The following is a 17,224-nucleotide window of genomic DNA, read 5'->3' as shown; positions in this document are numbered from 1 at the left end:
TTGTCCGGGTCGGAGAAGGCGCTCCGCCAGACTTCCTTGTGGATGATGTTGGCGACTTTAGCCCCGCCTGATTCGGGCTCCTTTCAGGTGAAGGCGTCGGCCATCGACGCCTTCTTCCTGGCGATGAAGTCCTTCAGCCCGTCGTCGATGCCCTGGTCGAGATAAGGCGCCTCGTAGCTCTCCAGCCAGCGGCGGGCGAGCTCGTTGGCGCGCTGCGGCGCGGTTTTTTCGCCTTCGGCCAGCCACTGCTCGTAGGAATTGTTATCGGCGATGTTGGAGCGGTAGAACGCGGTCTGGAAATTGGCCTGGGTGTGATCGCAGCCGAGGTAATGGCTGCCCGGACCCACCTGGCGGATGGCATCCATCGCCTGACCGTTTTCCGACAGGTCGACACCCTCGGAGAACTTCTGCGTCATGCCGAGTTGGTCGATATCCATCATGAACTTTTCGTAGCAGGAGGCGAGCCCGCCCTCGAGCCAGCCGGCCGAATGCAGCACGAAATTGGTGCCGGCGAGGATCGTCGAATTCAGCGTGTTGGCGCTCTCATAGGCCGCCTGCGCATCGGGGATTTTCGAAGCACAAAGCGAGCCGCCGGTGCGGAACGGCAGCCCGAGCCTGCGAGCAAGCTGGGCGGCGCCATAGGAGACCAGCGACGGCTCCGGCGTGCCGAAGGTCGGCGCGCCCGACTGCATTGAGATCGACGAGGCGAAGGTGCCGAACAGTACCGGCGCACCCGGCCGGATCAGCTGTGTGAACGACGCCCCGGCCAGAACCTCGGCCAAAACCTGGGTCAGTGTGCCGGCGACCGTCACCGGGCTCATCGCCCCGGCAAGGATGAACGGCGTGACGATGCACGCCTGGTTATGGCGCGAGTAAACTTTCAGCGCTCCCAGCATGGTCTCGTCGAAGACCATCGGCGAGTTGGCGTTGATCAGGCTGGTCAACACCGTGTTGTTCTCGACGAAATCGTCACCAAACACGATCTTGGCCATCGCCACCGTATCTTCGGCGCGCTCGGGCGCGGTCACCGAGCCCATGAACGGCTTGTCCGAATATTTGATATGGCTGTAGACCATGTCGAGATGGCGCTTGTTGACCGGCACGTCGACCGGCTCGCAAACCGTGCCGCCCGAATGGTGGATCGATGGCGCCATATAGGCAAGTTTTACGAAATTCCGGAAATCCTCGATCGTCGCGTAGCGCCTGACGCCGTCGAGATCGCGCACGAAGGGCGGTCCATAGACCGGCGCGAACACGGTCGCGTTGCCGCCGATCTGCACCGAGCGCTCGCCGTTGCGGGCGTGCTGGGTATAGACGGACGGAGCGGTCTTCAACAGCGAGCGGCAGAGGCCCTTGGGGAAATGCACCCGCTCGCCCTTGACGTCGGCGCCCGCCTCTTTCCAAAGCTGCAGTGCCTCGGCGTCGTCGCGGAAGATGATGCCGATCTCTTCCAGCACCGTGTCGGTGTTCTTTTCGATCAGCGCCAGGCCTTCCTCGTCCAGCACTTCATAGACGTTGATCTTGCGCTTGATATAGGTGAGCTGTGTACCGGGGCCGCCGCCCGAACGTGCAGCCCGGCGCGCTGCGGCGCCACCGCTGGCAGCGCGCCCGCGCCGTGCGTTTGACGCTTCCTGATCGACCGGCGCGTTCTCACTCATAATCGTTCTTCCCTGGCTTTCGTTCTGGCCTGATTTGCTTTGGCCGGGCTCTTGTTCCGGCCTGAAATCCATTTGCAGCCGCATATTGCGGTCTCTGGCCGGATCGTAGCCATGCACCTTATTCGAAACGGCCCGCCAGCGCCAACGCCTGTCGCAAAATCGACAAGAATTCCAAGAGATTTACGGTCGCTTTCGTTTTGCGGGAAGTCGCAAATCAGCTATGGACAACCGGCCCGCGCGGGTTAGGTAATGGCGCGATATTTTTAAGCTGCCGCGATAGTTGTAGCCGGCAAGGAGCCTGAGAAAAAATGGCCGACGACGAGATCATCCTTTCGGAACTCTCCGACGACGAGTTGGTGCAGCAGATGCACGACGACCTTTATGATGGGTTGAAGGAAGAAATCGAGGAAGGCACCAACATCCTTCTCGAGCGCGGCTGGGCGCCTTACAAGGTGCTGACCGAGGCTCTGGTCGAAGGCATGCGCATCGTCGGCGAGGATTTTCGCGACGGCATTCTGTTCGTTCCGGAAGTGCTGCTGTCGGCCAACGCGATGAAGGCCGGCATGTTCATCCTGCGTCCGTTGCTTGTCGCCACCGGCGCGCCGAAGCAGGGCAAGATGGTGATCGGCACCGTTAAGGGCGACATCCACGACATCGGCAAGAACCTCGTCGGCATGATGATGGAAGGCGCCGGCTTCGATGTCATCGACCTCGGCATCAACAATGCGGTCGAAAAATATCTCGATGCCATCGAAAAGCATCAGCCCGACATCATCGGCATGTCGGCCCTGCTGACGACGACCATGCCTTACATGAAGGTCGTCATCGATACGATGAAGGAAAAAGGCATTCGCGATGATTATGTCGTGCTGGTCGGCGGCGCGCCGCTCAACGAGGAATTCGGCAAAGCCGTCGGCGCCGACGCCTATTGCCGCGACGCCGCGGTGGCGGTCGAGACCGCCAAGGACTTCATGAAGCGCAAGCACAACGTCCGCGCTTCGGCCTGAGTCAATAAATTCGGCACCGACGAGAAAAGCCGCGCCTTGCAGTGCGGCTTTTTTATTCCCAAATGTTTGAAATCGTGCAGATCAGGGTTTCTTGACGGTATCGTCAACCGCCTTCGCAGTGGATTTGATATCCTTACCGACGCCGCGCACCGTGTTGGCGCAGGCCGAAACAGCCAGGGCGCAGGCGAGAATAGCGATTGGCGCAACGCGGAACAATTTCATGATTGGTGTCTCCCTCAGAATATAAATTCGCTGGACAGCAACGAAGATGGATTAGACTGGTTCCATGACTACCGCGCGAAAACAACAATCCGATCAAGGCGACAGGCTGCTCGTCATCGCCTGCGGGATGATTGCGCGCGAAGTTCTGGCGGTCAAGGAGCAGCTCGGGCTCGACCATCTCGACCTGACCTGCCTCCCGGCGGAGTTCCATTTCTATCCGGACCGCATTGCGCCGGCCATGGACAAGGCAATCGCCAAGGCCAGGGCTGACGGCTACAAACACATCTTCGTCGGCTATGCCGATTGCGGCACGGGTGGCCTGCTCGACCGGATCTGCGAGAAGCATGGCGTCGAGCGCATGGCCGGGCCGCATTGCTTTGCCTTCTACCAAGGCATGGATGCCTATGCGAAGGTTGCCGATGACGACATGATGTCGTTCTACATGACCGATTTCCTCTGCCGGCAATTCGATGCCTTCTTCATGAAGCCGCTCGGCCTCGACAAGCACCCGGAGCTGATCAAGGACTATTTCGGCAATTACGAGAAGCTGATCTACATCGCCCAGACCGACGACCCGGAACTCGACAAGGTCGCCGAAAAGGCGGCGAAAATGCTCGGCCTCGCCTATGAGCGCCGCTCGACCGGCTACGGCGACCTGACGAAGGAACTGGCTGGGGCCTCAGCCCTGGCCTGACACTTTAGGCACCGTTTTCTTCAGCTTCGAGCCCAGCGAGCACATCGGCAAAGCTCGTCTTGCAGACGAAATCCAGCCGGTCCCTCGCCCGGGACGCATCGTAGACCCGGTTGATCGACGAAAACATCGTCCAGCCTTTCTTCAAGTAGAGTGCCGGATAATCCGGAAAATAGCGCGCGACGATCGACGGTGCGTCGGCGATCAATGCCGCGCAATCGTCGGGCTGGAAAGGTGTCGGTGCCGAGATGATGAAGGTGTCGAAGCCCAATTGCGGCGCTTTCTCCAAGGCAGCGATGTGGGCGTCGGCAGCATCCTCCACCGTCAGCCGGCGAAACAACAGCTCATTGGCCTTGGTGTTGGCGTCCGACTGTTCGATCACATGCGCCATATCGTCTGCTTCGGGAAAGAAGCGGGCGGTGCGCAGTACGATCACCGGCAGGCCGAACTGGATATGGTAGAGCCGACAAAGATGTTCCGCCGCAAGCTTTGTCACGCCGTAGATGTTGCGCGGTTCAGGCGACATGTCTTCCGTTAGCCAAGCCGCCCTGCCGGGCAAGCCGGCGCGGATGGCCTGGGTAATCATCAGCGATGTCGTCGACGTGAAGATGAAGCGCTGAACGCCGAAAGTTGCCGCCGCATCGAGCAGGTTGAGCGTGCCGCGCACATTCGTCTCGACGAAATTCTCGTTGCGATGATGTTCGATGTCAGGCTTGTGCAGCGCGCCACTATGGATGATGGCCTCGATGCGGTTCTCCTCGACCGCCCTCATGACCAGGTCGCGATCGGCGACTGAGCCGACGATTCGCGTTTCCGAGGATGGGACGGGATCGAGGCCAGTGACGTCATGGCCGAGAGTCCGCAGGCGTGGCGCCAAGGCCCTGCCCAGCCAACCCGACGATCCCGTCAGCAAGATCCGCATTCTTTCCACCTCGTTTCTGCTGTCGATGCTCAAGCAAGGATGACAGAGCGCGGCGAAACATTAAGGTATGCGCCAGACAAGAAAACAGGCTGCTCCAGTCATCAAAAGGGAAACGCCACCAATGATCGCTCGCCTTATGTTTGCCGTAGCAGCTGTCCTCTGCTTGACGTTGCCCGCGTTCGCCGATGGCGAAGTGCAGAAGCTGATCACCGCTGCCGACAAGGCGCGCCTCGACAAATATGGCGAGACGCGCAAGGCAGCGCTTGACGAGGCGAAGGCCGGCGATCCCGCCGAGGTCAAGCAGCTCGACGCCTTGCTGGCAAAGCCGCTGGTTTCCTTCTCCGACAAGGACCTGACCGGCAATTGGCAATGCCGCACCATCAAGGCCGGCGGATTGAGCCCGCTCGTCATCTATGGCTGGTTCAAATGCAAGGTGAGCGACGACGGTTCCGGCTGGAGACTGGAAAAGATCACCGGTTCGCAGCGCACCAAGGGCCGCTTCTTCGACGATGGCGAGAAACGCGCGATCTATCTAGGTTCCTTCTACGTCAACGACGATCCGGCAAAGCCCTACGGCAGCGGCCCGGAAAGCGATCAGGTCGGCTATGCCTTCCGCCACAGCGCCAGCGAATGGCGCATCGAGTTCCCGGCGCCCCACTACGAATCGAAGCTCGACATCCTCGAATTCAAGCGCTGAGCCCGCCCCCGATCACCAAGGGTTAACCCGGTCAACCTAGCATTCGCGCACAAAGAACAGCTCTTTGCGGGGGTCGCGAAGCATGGCACGGTCGAAAACAAACCAACGGCCGATCGTCGTCGTCACCGAAGGCGGCCCGCATATCTGGGCGATCGTCAACGCCATCGCCGACCACCTCGCGCCTGTCAGCGTCATCCTCGAAACCCCTGAATCCAAAAGGCAATTGCTTCTCGGGCGGGCGCGGCGGCAAGGCTGGACCTCGGCCATCGGTCAACTCGGCACGATGATGCTGACCCGGCTCGGCAAGCGCTTCTTCGCCGGCCACGCAGCACGGCTCGCCGCCGAGCAAAAGCTGCAAACCGAACCGAAGCCTGGGCAAAAGATCGTCCAGGTCTCGTCGGCCAACGCGCCGGAGTGCCTGCAGGCGATCGAGAAAATCCAGCCGGGTGTCGTGCTGCTCGCCGGCTGCCGCTTGCTGTCGCGGCAGACGCTGGCGAAAATCCCTTGCCCGGTCCTCAACTACCATGCCGGCATCGCCCCGAAATATCGTGGCATGAACGGCGGCTATTGGGCGCTGGCTTCAGGCGATGCGGAAAACTTCGGCACCACCGTGCATCTGGTCGACGCCGGCGTCGACACTGGCGGGGTGTTGCGGCAGGCACGCGGCAAACCCCAACCTAGCGACACTATTTCAAGCTACGCGTTGCGGCAGGCGGCATTCTCGCGCGACATCTGCGTCGAGGCGGTCAGGGATGCGCTGGCCGGCAAGCTCGGCACGGTCGATCCCGGTCTGCCTTCGAGACAATGGTATCATCCGACGGTCTGGTTCTATCTCTGGACCGGGATAAGAAACGGCGTCTGGTGACACGCGCGCCGATTTACCCGACAGCCACCCGCCGCTAACATTGCATCATGAGCGACATCGACCACCGCACCATCATTGCCGGTCTTTCGGTTGAGGAACGTCGCGACCTCACCGCCCGGGTCGACGGGCCAGGCATTGTCCGGCTGGCCGTCCATGGCGGGCTGGTTGTCGTGCTGGGCGCACTGATCGCCGCCCGCATCCCGTTCTGGCCGCTTCTCGTCTTGCCGCAGGGGATCCTGATCGTCTTCTTCTTCACGCTGTTGCACGAGACCATCCATGAAACGGCGTTCAGAACGGCGTGGCTCAATCGCGCTGTTGCCGCCGTGGCCGGCTTCTTGATCCTGCTGCCGCCCGCATGGTTCCGCTATTTCCATTTCGCCCATCACCGCCACACCCACGACCCGGACAACGACCCCGAACTGATGGCGCCGAAGCCGGAGACCATCAGCCAATATCTGCGCTATCTGTCCGGCGGCCCCTATTGGATAGGCATGGCTCGTGTGATCGCAACCAATGCGGCGGGCCGCAACCGCGACGGCTTTGTGCCGGAAAAGGGCCGCGGCAAGGTGGTTATTGAAGCGCGGCTGTTCCTGATCGGCTATGCGGTGTTGCTGGCCGCATCGCTCGCCGCACAGTCGGCGCTGCTGTTGTGGGTCTGGATCGTGCCGGTGCTGGTCGCACAGCCGTTTTTGCGGGCCTACCTGCTGGCCGAGCACGCATTGTGCCCGCATGTCGCCAACATGCTCGAGAACACCCGCACCACCTTCACCACAAGGCTGGTGCGCTTCGTGGCTTGGAACATGCCGTACCATTCCGAGCACCATTCCTATCCGGCCGTTCCCTTCCATCGCCTGCCGCGCTTCCATGAGATCATCGCGGAGCATTTACGCACGACCGAACGAGGTTACGTGCGCTTCCACAGGAAACTGGTCGGCAGCTTCGATGGCCGCGCCGGCTGACCAGTGCTGGAAGAGACTCCGCTTTCAGCCGCAGCCGTCGATTGCGTCGCTTTTGAAGGCCCCCGCGTCGTCCCATAACAAGCAGCCCAACAGCGCTTCCGGCAATGCTCGAAACCACTGCATCGGCCCAAAGGATCGGAATCGATCTTCGGAGGGCACGATGCAGCGGAGTTAGGTGGTAGAGCATCGTTTGTGCGTTCGATTGGACGCGCGGCGCTCTCCAGGAGCAGGAATTCATGGCCGATCTGATCGTCGTCTACTGGCGCGACATCCCCGCCCAGGTCATCATCAAGAAGGGCCGGCAGAACGCCAAGCGCGAACTGCCGCTGCGCTTCACCGAGGCGATCGACATGTGCGCCATGCGCACCGGCGCCGGCGGCACCGACGACTATCTTGCCGAATGGCGCAAGGCAGAGCCCGTCCCAGTCAGTGACGATCTTGAAGTCGAGGCCGAGAAGGCTCTTCAGGAGCTCGATGCGAAATACGACCGTGAGCGGCTGGTCGCTCTGGTCAAGGCGGGCGGCAAAGAAAATGTCTGATCCCCAATCAATGCCGGCGACGACGGCTCAAGGCGGCGTGACCCAGGCGACAATCGTCAAGAAGGCGGCGCCGAAATCCGACTACAAGCCGGCTGACGTGTCGCCGCAGCGGCGCGTGCAGCGCTCGTTTGCGGTGCGGCTTTGGTCGGTGCGGCATTCGCGGCTGCTCGAGTGGTTCTACGCCAAATTCGCCGACATGTTCCTGACTCTCCACCCGCTATGGAAAGGCATCGGCTACAGCCGTGTCGAAGGGCCGGTGAAATTCGTCGAGAAGCGCGTCAAGGGCTTCATGTTCGACTGCCGCATGTGCGGTCAGTGCATTCTTTCCTCGACCGGCATGTCGTGCCCGATGAACTGCCCTAAGCAATTGCGCAACGGCCCTTGCGGCGGTGTGCGCGCCAACGGCAATTGCGAGGTCGAGCCTGATATGCCTTGCGTCTGGGTCAAGGCCTGGGAAGGCTCGCAGAACATGGTGCATGGCGACAAGATTTTGGACGTGCAGAAGCCGGTGGATCAGTCCTTGCGCGAAACCTCCGCCTGGCTGCGGGTGACCGCGCAGGCCGCGGCCGCCCGCAATGCGGCCCAGAATACTACGAACACCGGAGCGTCGGCATGATCGGCCGTCAGCCAGACGAGAATCCGGCCGGCATCCATTTGCCGCTCGATCCCCTGCCCGGTCACACCTCGCGCGGCCGGCTTGAGCGGGTCCTGCGGCGCGGCGAGTTCGCAGTGACGACCGAGCTCAATCCGCCCGACAGCGCCGATCCGGAAGACGTCTACAACCGCGCCAGGATTTTCGACGGCTGGGTCGACGCGATCAATGCCGTCGACGCTTCCGGGGCCAACTGCCACATGTCGTCGGTCGGTATTTGCGCGCTGCTGACCCGCATGGGTTATGCCCCGATCATGCAAATCGCCTGCCGCGACCGGAACCGCATCGCCATCCAGGGCGACGTGCTGGGGGGTGCCGCGATGGGTGTTGCCAACATGCTGTGCCTGACTGGCGACGGCGTGCAGGCCGGCGACCAGCCCGGCGCCAAGCCGGTGTTCGATCTCGACTGCATGTCGCTGCTCGAAACCTGCCGCATCATGCGCGATAACGGCAAATTCCTGTCCGGCCGCAAACTCACCACGCCGCCGCAGCTTTTCCTTGGCGCGGCCATCAACCCGTTCGCGCCGCCGATCGATTTCCGGCCGTATCGGCTGGGCAAGAAGATCGCCGCCGGCGCGCAGTTCGTGCAGAGCCAGTACTGCTTCGACGTACCGATGTTCCGCACCTACATACAGAAGGTCCGCGACCTCGGCTATACCGAGAAATGCTTCATCCTGTGCGGAGTCGGGCCGCTGGCCTCGGCCAAGACGGCCAGATGGGTCCGCTCCAACGTGCCGGGCATTCACATTCCCGATCAGATCGTCAAGCGCCTGGAAGGCGCTCAGGATCAGAAGAAGGAAGGCAAGCAGCTCTGCATCGACATCATCAATGAGGTGAAGGAAATTCCAGGTGTGTCCGGCGTCCATGTGATGGCCTATCGCCAGGAAGAGTATGTCGCCGAGATCGTCGACGAGTCCGGCGTGCTGAAGGGCCGCCGGCCGTGGAAGCGCGAAATCCGCCGCGACGACCAGCTCGTTGCCGACCGGCTCGACCACATACTGCATGACGACCTCACCGAAACCCAGGTCGACATGGTCAAGACCGCGCATTGACAGCGCGAATCGTCAGCATTCGCTTGATCAGAAACAGATAACGATATAAAGAACTCTTTATATCACGATGGAGAGATTTCATGACCCGGACCATCGTCGCCTCGGCGACACGAGAAATCATCATCGGCTTCGATCAGCCCTTCTGCGTGATCGGCGAGCGCATCAACCCGACCGGCCGCAAAAAGCTGGCCGCCGAAATGATCGCGGGCAATTTTGAGACCGTCATCAGGGATGCGCTGGAACAGGCCGCCTGCGGCGCAACCATGCTCGACGTCAATGCCGGCGTCACCTCGGTCAACCCGAACGAGACCGAACCCGGCCTGCTGGTGCAGACCCTGGAGATCGTGCAGGGCCTGGTCGACCTGCCGCTGTCGATCGACTCCTCGGTGACCGCGGCGATCGAAGCGGCGCTGAAAGTCGCCAAGGGCCGACCGCTGGTCAACTCCGTCACTGGCGAGGAGGAAAAGCTCGAGGCCATCCTGCCTCTGGTCAAGAAATACAACGTTCCGGTCGTCGCCATTTCCAACGACGAGACCGGTATTTCGATGGACCCCGACGTGCGCTTTGCCGTCGCCAAGAAGATCGTTCAGCGCTGCGCAGACTTCGGTATTCCGGCGCATGACGTGGTCGTCGACCCGCTGGTCATGCCGATCGGCGCGTTGGGCGATGCCGGCCGCCAGGTGTTTGCACTGCTACGCCGCCTGCGCGAGGAGCTCAAGGTCAACACCACCTGCGGCCTCTCTAACATCTCGTTCGGCCTGCCGCACCGTCATGGCATCAACGCCGCCTTCATTCCGATGGTGATCGGCGCCGGCATGACCTCGGCGATCATGAACCCGGTGCGGCCGCAGGAAATGGAAGCGGTGCGTGGCGCCAATGTGCTGAACGGCACCGATGAGAACTGCACCAACTGGATCAGGACCTACAAGGATTACAAGCCTGCCGAAGGCGGCCAGGCCGTTGCCGCCCGGACGCAGGTCAACGCGCCGGGCGATGGCAATGGCAATGGCGGACGCAGGCGCGGCGGCCGCGAAGCGCGGATGGCCCGGGGTTGAGCCATGGCTTGGCCGACACGATATGGGGCTTAGGACTGGGGAGGAACCGAAACACTGCGGCATCGCTGCCGCGGCCAAGACCTGAGCAGCGTAGAAAGTAAAGTCTGGAACGTATGAACTCTCCCGTCAACATCACCGATCCGCTCGTGCTGTTCATGCCGTCTGGCAAGCGGGGGCGGTTTCCGGTCGGCACGCCGGTGCTGGATGCCGCGCGCCAGCTCGGTGTCTATGTCGAGAGCGTGTGCGGCGGGCGTGCCACTTGTGGGCGTTGCCAGATTGAGGTGCAGGAAGGCAATTTCGCCAAGCACAAGATCGTTTCCTCCAACGACCACATCTCGCCCAAGGGCGCAAAGGAAGAGCGCTACGAGCGCGTTCGTGGGCTGCCCGAACGCCGCCGCCTGTCCTGCTCGGCGCAGATTCTCGGCGATCTCGTCGTCGACGTGCCGCAGGACACCGTCATCAACGCGCAAACCATCCGCAAAGACGCCGACACCAGGGTCATCGCCCGCGATGCGGCAATCCGCATGTGCTATGTCGAGATCGAAGAACCCGACATGCACAAGCCGCTCGGCGACCTCGACCGCCTGAAAATCGCGCTGATGAAGGACTGGGGCCTCAAGAGCCTCGATTTCGATTTCCATCTGTTGCCGCAGGTGCAAGGCATTTTGCGCAAAGGCAACTGGGCAGCGACCGCCGCCATCCACAAGGACACCGACAGCGAGACCGCACGGGTCATCGCCTTGTGGCCAGGCCTCAAGAACGAGGCGTACGGGCTTGCCTGCGATATCGGCTCGACCACGATCGCCATGCATCTGGTGTCGTTGCTATCGGGCCGCGTCGCCGCCTCGTCGGGTACATCCAATCCGCAGATCCGCTTCGGCGAGGATCTGATGAGCCGCGTCTCTTACGTGATGATGAACCCGGACGGCCGCGAAGGCATGACAGTCGCCGTGCGCGAGGCCATTTCGGGCCTCGTCGACAAGGTCTGCGCCGAAGGCAGCGTCCAGCGCAACGACATACTGGATTCCATTTTCGTCGGTAATCCGATCATGCACCATCTGTTCCTCGGCATCGATCCGACCGAGCTCGGCGGCGCTCCCTTCGCGCTAGCGATCTCCGGCGCCGTCCACATCAAGGCATCGGATATCGGCCTGAAGCTCAACCAGGGCGCCCGGCTTTATATGCTGCCTTGCATTGCCGGCCATGTCGGCGCCGATGCGGCGGCGGTGACGCTGTCGGAGGGGCCGCACCGCCAGGACGAAATGATGCTGATCGTCGATGTCGGCACTAATGCCGAGATCGTGCTCGGCAATCGCCAGCGGGTCGTGGCGGCATCCTCGCCGACCGGCCCGGCCTTTGAGGGCGCGGAAATCTCCGGCGGCCAGCGCGCCGCACCGGGTGCCATCGAGCGCGTCCGTATCGATCCCGAAACGCTGGAGCCCAAATATCGCGTCATCGGCTCGGAACTCTGGTCCGACGAGCCGGGCTTCCTCGACAGCGTGCAGGCGACCGGCGTCACCGGCATCTGCGGCTCCGGCATCATCGAGGTAGTCGCCGAGATGTATCTCGCCGGCGTCATCTCCGAGGACGGTGTCGTCGACGGATCGCTGAGCGCCCGCTCGCCGCGCGTCGTCGCCAACGGCCGCACCTTCTCCTATGTGCTGAAGGAAGGCGGGCCCAAGATCACCATCACCCAGACCGACGTGCGCGCTATCCAGCTTGCCAAGGCCGCCCTTTATGCCGGCACCAAGCTTTTGATGGAAAAGCAGCACACTGATCATGTCGACCGCATCCACTTCGCCGGTGCATTCGGCTCGTTCATCGACCCGAAATACGCAATGGTGCTGGGCCTGATCCCGGATTGCGACCTCGACAAGGTCTCGGCCGTTGGCAATGCGGCCGGCGCCGGTGCCCGCATGGCGCTGTTGAACCGCGGCTATCGCCGCGAGATCGAGGAAACCGTCAGCAGGATCGAGAAGATTGAGACGGCCCTGGAGCCGAAATTCCAGGAGCATTTCGTCTACGCCATGGCGCTGCCGAACAAGATCGACCCGTTCCCCAAGCTTTCGGCGGCGGTCAAACTGCCGCCGCGCAAGACGGTGAGCGAAGACGGCATTGCCGGCGACGCCGCCCCGCGGCGGCGTTCGCGCGAAGGCCACGCCGCGCGGCGCGGGCGGGGATGACTCGCCCCCGCTAGGCCTGTCATACCTTCCATTTTCATTTGTATGCAAATGTTTCCAGATCGCGCCGATCTGGAAACGAAATCGCGTTTTCGTGAAATCCGCCAGATACATAGGCGGTGCATTTAACCGGCATCGAACGGCAGGCAGAACCAGTTTCCGGCCACCGCAACGCTCCAAAGGAGATCAAGATGTCGATGTTCGAAAGCCTCGGCCGCTATGGTGCGGCCTTCAAGAAAGCACGCGAAGCGCGCAAGTCACTGCGCATCCTGAACAACCTGCCGCCTGAGATCCAGAAGGACATTGGCTGGCCGGTGTCGCCGCGATCGAGCAAAAAGCAGCTTTCGGTCGGCTGGGGCATGCAGCGCGGATGAAATTCACCGACAAATGCAAGCTGCTCGGTATTCGCCGGGGCCGCAATGCGGCTCCGGCTGCACCCAGCAATTGGCTGCGCGGCGCATTACTGCCCCGGCGTTGAGCTGCGCCGCTGGGCCAGGGACTCCATAGGCCGGACACTTTGTCGCCGGCCGGGATCAAACCACCGTGTTGAGATCGCATAAATCTTGACTTTTTTGGTGGCGACACAATCTTCGAAATAGTCGGGGGTTCTCTTAGTCGGCTCAGCCGAAGTCCGTGTATCTGTATGCCCAGCCTCAAAAGCCACGTCGTGTCGTTCGTCCTCAGGTACAGCCGCAAGAAGGCGTTTTCCAGCCCGGAGAACCTGCAGCGCTGGATCGCCTATGCGCGCAAGACTGAAAACCATCAGCCGCCTGCGTCGCTGCAGTCGCGCCTGGAGATCACAACCCGCACGATCAGCGGCTTCCCCGTCTACGAGATCGCGCCCAAGGCTGGCGAGCGGAGGCGGATTCTCTACCTGCACGGCGGCGCTTACGTCTTTGAAATCACACCCTATCATTGGCGGCTGATCGCGGACATGGCCGACCGTCTCGGGTTCGGCATCACTGTGCCGATCTATCCCATTGCTCCCGAACACGATTTCCACGCCATGTTCGGCATGGTCGGCGCCGTCTACCGCCAGATGTTCGGCGAAACCGGGGCGAATGACATCATCTTCATGGGCGATTCCGCCGGCGGAAACATGGCCGTCGTGCTGACCATGATGGCTGCGCAAGACGGCCTGCCCTTGCCATCACGCCACGTGCTGATTTCGCCCGGCCTCGACGTGTCGCTCGCCAACCCAGAAATGTATGAGGCTGAACGCAACGATCCGTGGCTGGGCATTGCTGGCGGCCGCGAGGCGATCCGGCTTTACAGCGCCGGTATAGATCCCACCGACTGGCGCATCAGCCCGGTTTACGGCGACCTGTCGGTGCTGCCCAAAACGTTGCTGCTGACCGGTTCACGCGATCTGCTCACCCCCGACAATCTGATCTTCGCTGAAAAGGCACGCGCGGCCGGCGTCGAAATTGAGGTCGTCCACGAGCAAGGCATGTTCCATGTCTGGCCGTTGATCGACATGCCGGAGGCGCGACGCGCGCGGGACAGTATAGTGGCCTTCTTGACCAACGAAACTGACAGTTATCATGCCACGGCAGGCGTGTTGTCGCTGCAGAGGACAGACCGCGACGGAACCCCTCGCGATCTGGTTGCGCCGCTCAGGTCGTAGTTTGGGTCAGAACTTCCCAGTTTCCCTGAACATCTCAAACGTCGCGCGGATATGGTCGGCGACTGCCTTCACCGGCGCGCTGGCGTCTGGCGTCACCACCATGGCGAGATTGTAGGTGCCGATGTCAGGCATACCGTCCTTCGGGCACAGCTCGACCATGTCACTGCCGAGGAACGATTTCGGCAGCGGCGCGACTGCAAGATCCGCCATGATCGCGGCGCGCTGGCCGGCCGTGTGTGCGCTCATATAGGCGATGCGGTAGTTGCGGCCCTCGCGGCCAAGCGCCTCCAATGCCCCTGCCCGCCAGGCACAGCCCTCTTCCCACAATGAGACCGGCAGCGGCTCGCGCAGATGCGCGCAACCGCCCTTGGCACCGGCCCAGACGATCGGCTCTGTGAGCAGCACTTCGGCGCCGATCGCGCTGGTCTTGTAGGAGTTGGTGAGCAGCGTGATGTCGAGCGCCCGGTCGTCCATGCGCCGGCGCAAATTGACGCTCTGGTCGATGGTGACGTCGACTGCGATCGATGGATGCGATTGTGCGAACCGCTTCAGCACATGCGGCAGCACACGTTCGCCGTAATCGTCCGGCGAGCCGAGCCGCACCACCCCGACAATGTCTGGAATGATGAACTTCGACACCACCTCGCGATTGATCGACAGCAGCCGGCGCGCATAGCCGAGCAGCATCTCGCCATCGGTGGTCAGCGTCACCGAACGGGCGTCGCGCGCGAACACCGAGCGGCCGAGAATGTCCTCCAGCTTCTTGATCTGCATGGAGACGGCCGACGGCGTGCGGAAGACCGCATTGGCCGCAGTGGTGAAACTGCCGGTCTCGGCGATTGCGACGAAAGTGCGCAGAACATCGAGATCGAGCAGCGGCAGTGGATGATTGAGTGGGGCGTTCATGGGGAGCGACCTTCAATTTTTCTGATGCAAACCATCATTCCATTTCGTTTGATTGAACATCAGTTTGGGAGGATAGTCAACTCCATCGAAGGCAAGACACGTAGAAGTGGTCCCGAAACAACCATGACACGGACCTGCAATCGACACGAAATGAAGCTGAAACAAGCCCGGTGTACCGCCTGACGCTGCAAGCGCCGGGACAATCCCGGCCCAACGCGAAGGAGAATGAGATGTCTATCCTGTCATCCATCGGTCGGATCGCGACCGAGTTCAGCGAGGCCCGTGCCCGCTACCAGACGGAACGCGCCATCCGCGCGCTGCCGATTGAACTGCAGAAGGATATCGGCTGGCCCGAAGCTGCCGATGCCAAGACTGGCACTCGCCATGGTGTGGGATCTTGGGCCGGAGCAAAGTAACCGTGTGTATCAACAGCTGAAGGCCTGCCGCGCAGATCAGCCCGGCAGGCCTTTTTGTTTGTATTCAAATGATTTCCCCGAGCCATGTCGCCGCCGCATGACGCATATGAGCAAGTCGCATAGCAGCCCGCGCCGGCAATCAACACGTTGTAAATAATCGTAAATCCTGGGCAGAATGCCCAAATTTGTCGCATTCCGTGTCGCTTTTCATATCAAGTGCTTCGCTTTTGCGATTTAGTTTCCCCTCACCTAAGCCTATATCATCATCAACAAACGAGCTGCCCCACTCCATCAAGCGAAGGCGACCCGTCTGAGCAACCGAATGGAGATGATCATGAAGCTTTTTGCCCGCCTCTTTGCCCGCCGCGAAATGAACCTGACGACCGCGCTCGAGCGCCAGCGCCTGGCTAACACCATGCCTGGCCAGACCGGTGCCATGGCCGCCGCGCGCCTCGGCTTTGTCGCCTGAAACAGCAAATCTTGGCAGAAGCAGCCTAGCGCTGCTTCGAAGTCGATCCAGCGCCGCTTCGGCTTTGCCGAGGCGGCGTTTTCGTGTGCGCAGACTGTTCGGCTCGTTTGGACAATCCGGCGGCACGTTGTGCCCTTCGCCGCATAGCGATTGCCCATTTGCGACCCATGTCGCAAATAAAGTCTTTCCGTTGCCATCTAGCCAATTGACAGGAAACGTTTTTCCTGATGTCGCTATGCTGATCGCGACATCCTGTTCGCGCCATTGCAGCGTGAGGATCTACCCGTGAACGTCGTAAAGCACCCGATCCGGCGATCGTTTGTATTCTTCCTGATCCCCGATTTCACCATGATCGCCTTCGCGACGGCGCTTGATCCGTTGCGTTCGGCCAACCGCATGCTCGGCTATGAAGCCTATCGCTGGCGGCTCGCCAGCATCGACGGCAAGCCGGTGCGCGCCTCGAATGGCGTCGAATGCGCCGTCAACACCTCGCTGGAGGAAGAGCGCAAGAAAATGTCCGGACCGGACCGGCCGAACATGGCCATCGTCTGCAGCGGCATCAATGTCGAGCGCTACCAGAACAAATCGGCCTTTGCCTGGCTGCGCGAGGAGTACAATCGCGGCGTTGCCGTCGGTGGCCTGTGCACCGGCGCGCATATCCTGGCCGCCGCCGGCCTGCTGTCCAACAAGCGCTGCGCCATCCATTGGGAGAACCTGCCGGGCTTTTCCGAGGCGTTCCCCAAGGCCAATGTCTTCGCCGACCTCTTCGAGATCGACCAGAACATCTACACCTGCGCCGGCGGCACCGCCGCGCTCGACATGATGCTGAAGCTGATCGGCGACGATTTCGACGAGAGCCTCGTCAACCGCGTCTGCGAGCAGGTGCTGACCGATCGCGTGCGCAGCCCGACCGACCGCCAGCGCCTGCCGCTACGCGCCCGTCTCGGCGTGCAGAATTCCAAGGTTCTGACCATTATCGAGCTGATGGAGGCCAATCTCTCCGAGCCGCTCTCGCTGATCGAGATCGCTGACCATGTCGACCTGTCGCGCCGGCAGATCGAGCGCCTGTTCCGCACCGAGATGGGGCGCTCCCCTGCCCGTTACTATCTGGAAATCCGCCTCGACCGCGCCCGGCACCTGCTGATCCAGTCGTCGTTGCCGGTGGTCGAAGTGGCAGTCGCCTGCGGCTTTGTTTCCGCCTCGCATTTCTCCAAATGCTATCGCGAACTCTATGCCCGCTCGCCGCAACAAGAACGCGTCGACCGCAAGCAGCTTCTGGCGGCTTGATCCGAGCCATCAGCTGAAGA

At 61.6% G+C, this 17,224-nt stretch carries 19 protein-coding genes; 15 read left to right on the top strand and 4 right to left on the bottom strand.

What is annotated here, in order from left to right:
• Window positions 1–83 precede the first annotated feature (83 nt).
• Complete coding sequence (locus NKH91_RS10915) at window positions 84–1,658, bottom strand: trimethylamine methyltransferase family protein (RefSeq protein ID WP_023719938.1); 1,575 nt, start codon at window positions 1,656–1,658, stop codon at window positions 84–86.
• A 308-nt stretch (window positions 1,659–1,966) separates the two neighbouring features.
• Here NKH91_RS10915 and NKH91_RS10910 point away from each other — a divergent pair, with 308 nt between their 5' ends.
• Window positions 1,967–2,665: a cobalamin B12-binding domain-containing protein gene (locus NKH91_RS10910; protein ID WP_023676506.1), complete on the top strand. Its 699-nt coding sequence runs from the start codon at window positions 1,967–1,969 to the stop codon at window positions 2,663–2,665.
• 81 nt (window positions 2,666–2,746) lie between these two features.
• Here the strand turns inward: NKH91_RS10910 and NKH91_RS10905 are convergent, their stop codons facing one another.
• Window positions 2,747–2,887 (bottom strand): entericidin A/B family lipoprotein, encoded by a 141-nt coding sequence (locus NKH91_RS10905; RefSeq protein WP_023676507.1) that lies wholly within the window; start codon window positions 2,885–2,887, stop codon window positions 2,747–2,749.
• Window positions 2,888–2,951: 64 nt separating this feature from the next.
• Here NKH91_RS10905 and NKH91_RS10900 point away from each other — a divergent pair, with 64 nt between their 5' ends.
• Window positions 2,952–3,581, top strand: coding sequence for a DUF1638 domain-containing protein (locus NKH91_RS10900; RefSeq protein WP_023719937.1), 630 nt, complete (start codon window positions 2,952–2,954; stop codon window positions 3,579–3,581).
• A gap of 4 nt (window positions 3,582–3,585) precedes the next feature.
• Here the strand turns inward: NKH91_RS10900 and NKH91_RS10895 are convergent, their stop codons facing one another.
• The gene (locus tag NKH91_RS10895; RefSeq protein ID WP_023719936.1) at window positions 3,586–4,500 is read right to left on the bottom strand and encodes an NAD-dependent epimerase/dehydratase family protein; all 915 of its coding nucleotides are present in this window, start codon (window positions 4,498–4,500) and stop codon (window positions 3,586–3,588) included.
• A gap of 121 nt (window positions 4,501–4,621) precedes the next feature.
• Here NKH91_RS10895 and NKH91_RS10890 point away from each other — a divergent pair, with 121 nt between their 5' ends.
• The 10 genes from NKH91_RS10890 to NKH91_RS10845 all read left to right on the top strand — a co-directional run bounded on the left by NKH91_RS10890 (window position 4,622) and on the right by NKH91_RS10845 (window position 14,126).
• On the top strand, window positions 4,622–5,197 hold the full coding sequence (locus tag NKH91_RS10890; RefSeq protein ID WP_023719935.1) for a DUF4893 domain-containing protein: 576 nt from the start codon (window positions 4,622–4,624) through the stop codon (window positions 5,195–5,197).
• A gap of 82 nt (window positions 5,198–5,279) precedes the next feature.
• Window positions 5,280–6,062 carry a formyl transferase gene (locus tag NKH91_RS10885; protein WP_023719934.1) on the top strand — a complete coding sequence of 261 codons (783 nt, stop codon included), beginning with the start codon at window positions 5,280–5,282 and terminating at the stop codon, window positions 6,060–6,062.
• A 47-nt stretch (window positions 6,063–6,109) separates the two neighbouring features.
• Entirely contained in the window at window positions 6,110–7,021 is a 912-nt protein-coding gene (locus NKH91_RS10880) for a fatty acid desaturase (protein ID WP_245278621.1), read from the top strand.
• Window positions 7,022–7,257: 236 nt separating this feature from the next.
• Window positions 7,258–7,560: a virulence factor gene (locus NKH91_RS10875; protein ID WP_023719932.1), complete on the top strand. Its 303-nt coding sequence runs from the start codon at window positions 7,258–7,260 to the stop codon at window positions 7,558–7,560.
• On the top strand, window positions 7,553–8,176 hold the full coding sequence (locus tag NKH91_RS10870) for a methylenetetrahydrofolate reductase C-terminal domain-containing protein (protein WP_023719931.1): 624 nt from the start codon (window positions 7,553–7,555) through the stop codon (window positions 8,174–8,176). Before NKH91_RS10875 ends, NKH91_RS10870 begins: the two co-directional genes overlap by 8 nt.
• Complete coding sequence (locus NKH91_RS10865; RefSeq protein ID WP_352844374.1) at window positions 8,173–9,264, top strand: methylenetetrahydrofolate reductase; 1,092 nt, start codon at window positions 8,173–8,175, stop codon at window positions 9,262–9,264. Before NKH91_RS10870 ends, NKH91_RS10865 begins: the two co-directional genes overlap by 4 nt.
• Before the next feature lie 80 nt (window positions 9,265–9,344).
• Window positions 9,345–10,319, top strand: a complete 975-nt coding sequence (locus tag NKH91_RS10860) for a methyltetrahydrofolate cobalamin methyltransferase (RefSeq protein WP_023719929.1) — start codon at window positions 9,345–9,347, stop codon at window positions 10,317–10,319.
• 113 nt (window positions 10,320–10,432) lie between these two features.
• Window positions 10,433–12,502 carry an ASKHA domain-containing protein gene (locus tag NKH91_RS10855; protein ID WP_023719928.1) on the top strand — a complete coding sequence of 690 codons (2,070 nt, stop codon included), beginning with the start codon at window positions 10,433–10,435 and terminating at the stop codon, window positions 12,500–12,502.
• A gap of 188 nt (window positions 12,503–12,690) precedes the next feature.
• The gene (locus NKH91_RS10850) at window positions 12,691–12,873 is read left to right on the top strand and encodes a hypothetical protein (RefSeq protein ID WP_352844376.1); all 183 of its coding nucleotides are present in this window, start codon (window positions 12,691–12,693) and stop codon (window positions 12,871–12,873) included.
• Window positions 12,874–13,142: 269 nt separating this feature from the next.
• Complete coding sequence (locus NKH91_RS10845; RefSeq protein ID WP_023719926.1) at window positions 13,143–14,126, top strand: alpha/beta hydrolase; 984 nt, start codon at window positions 13,143–13,145, stop codon at window positions 14,124–14,126.
• Between the two features lie 6 nt (window positions 14,127–14,132).
• On the opposite strand, the gene NKH91_RS10840 is transcribed toward NKH91_RS10845, so the two are convergent.
• On the bottom strand, window positions 14,133–15,032 hold the full coding sequence (locus NKH91_RS10840; RefSeq protein WP_023676521.1) for a LysR substrate-binding domain-containing protein: 900 nt from the start codon (window positions 15,030–15,032) through the stop codon (window positions 14,133–14,135).
• 230 nt (window positions 15,033–15,262) lie between these two features.
• On the opposite strand from NKH91_RS10840, the gene NKH91_RS10835 reads away from it, so the two are divergent.
• From NKH91_RS10835 to NKH91_RS10825, 3 genes are all read left to right on the top strand, one after another.
• Window positions 15,263–15,448, top strand: coding sequence for a hypothetical protein (locus tag NKH91_RS10835; RefSeq protein ID WP_023719925.1), 186 nt, complete (start codon window positions 15,263–15,265; stop codon window positions 15,446–15,448).
• Between the two features lie 322 nt (window positions 15,449–15,770).
• Window positions 15,771–15,917, top strand: a complete 147-nt coding sequence (locus NKH91_RS10830; protein WP_198030510.1) for a hypothetical protein — start codon at window positions 15,771–15,773, stop codon at window positions 15,915–15,917.
• Window positions 15,918–16,265: 348 nt separating this feature from the next.
• Window positions 16,266–17,204 carry a GlxA family transcriptional regulator gene (locus NKH91_RS10825; RefSeq protein WP_302895626.1) on the top strand — a complete coding sequence of 313 codons (939 nt, stop codon included), beginning with the start codon at window positions 16,266–16,268 and terminating at the stop codon, window positions 17,202–17,204.
• Window positions 17,205–17,224 lie beyond the last annotated feature (20 nt).

Source organism: Mesorhizobium sp. M0894, assembly GCF_040319725.1.
Taxonomy (GTDB): domain Bacteria; phylum Pseudomonadota; class Alphaproteobacteria; order Rhizobiales; family Rhizobiaceae; genus Mesorhizobium.
This window is presented reverse-complemented; position numbering and strand designations above follow the sequence as displayed.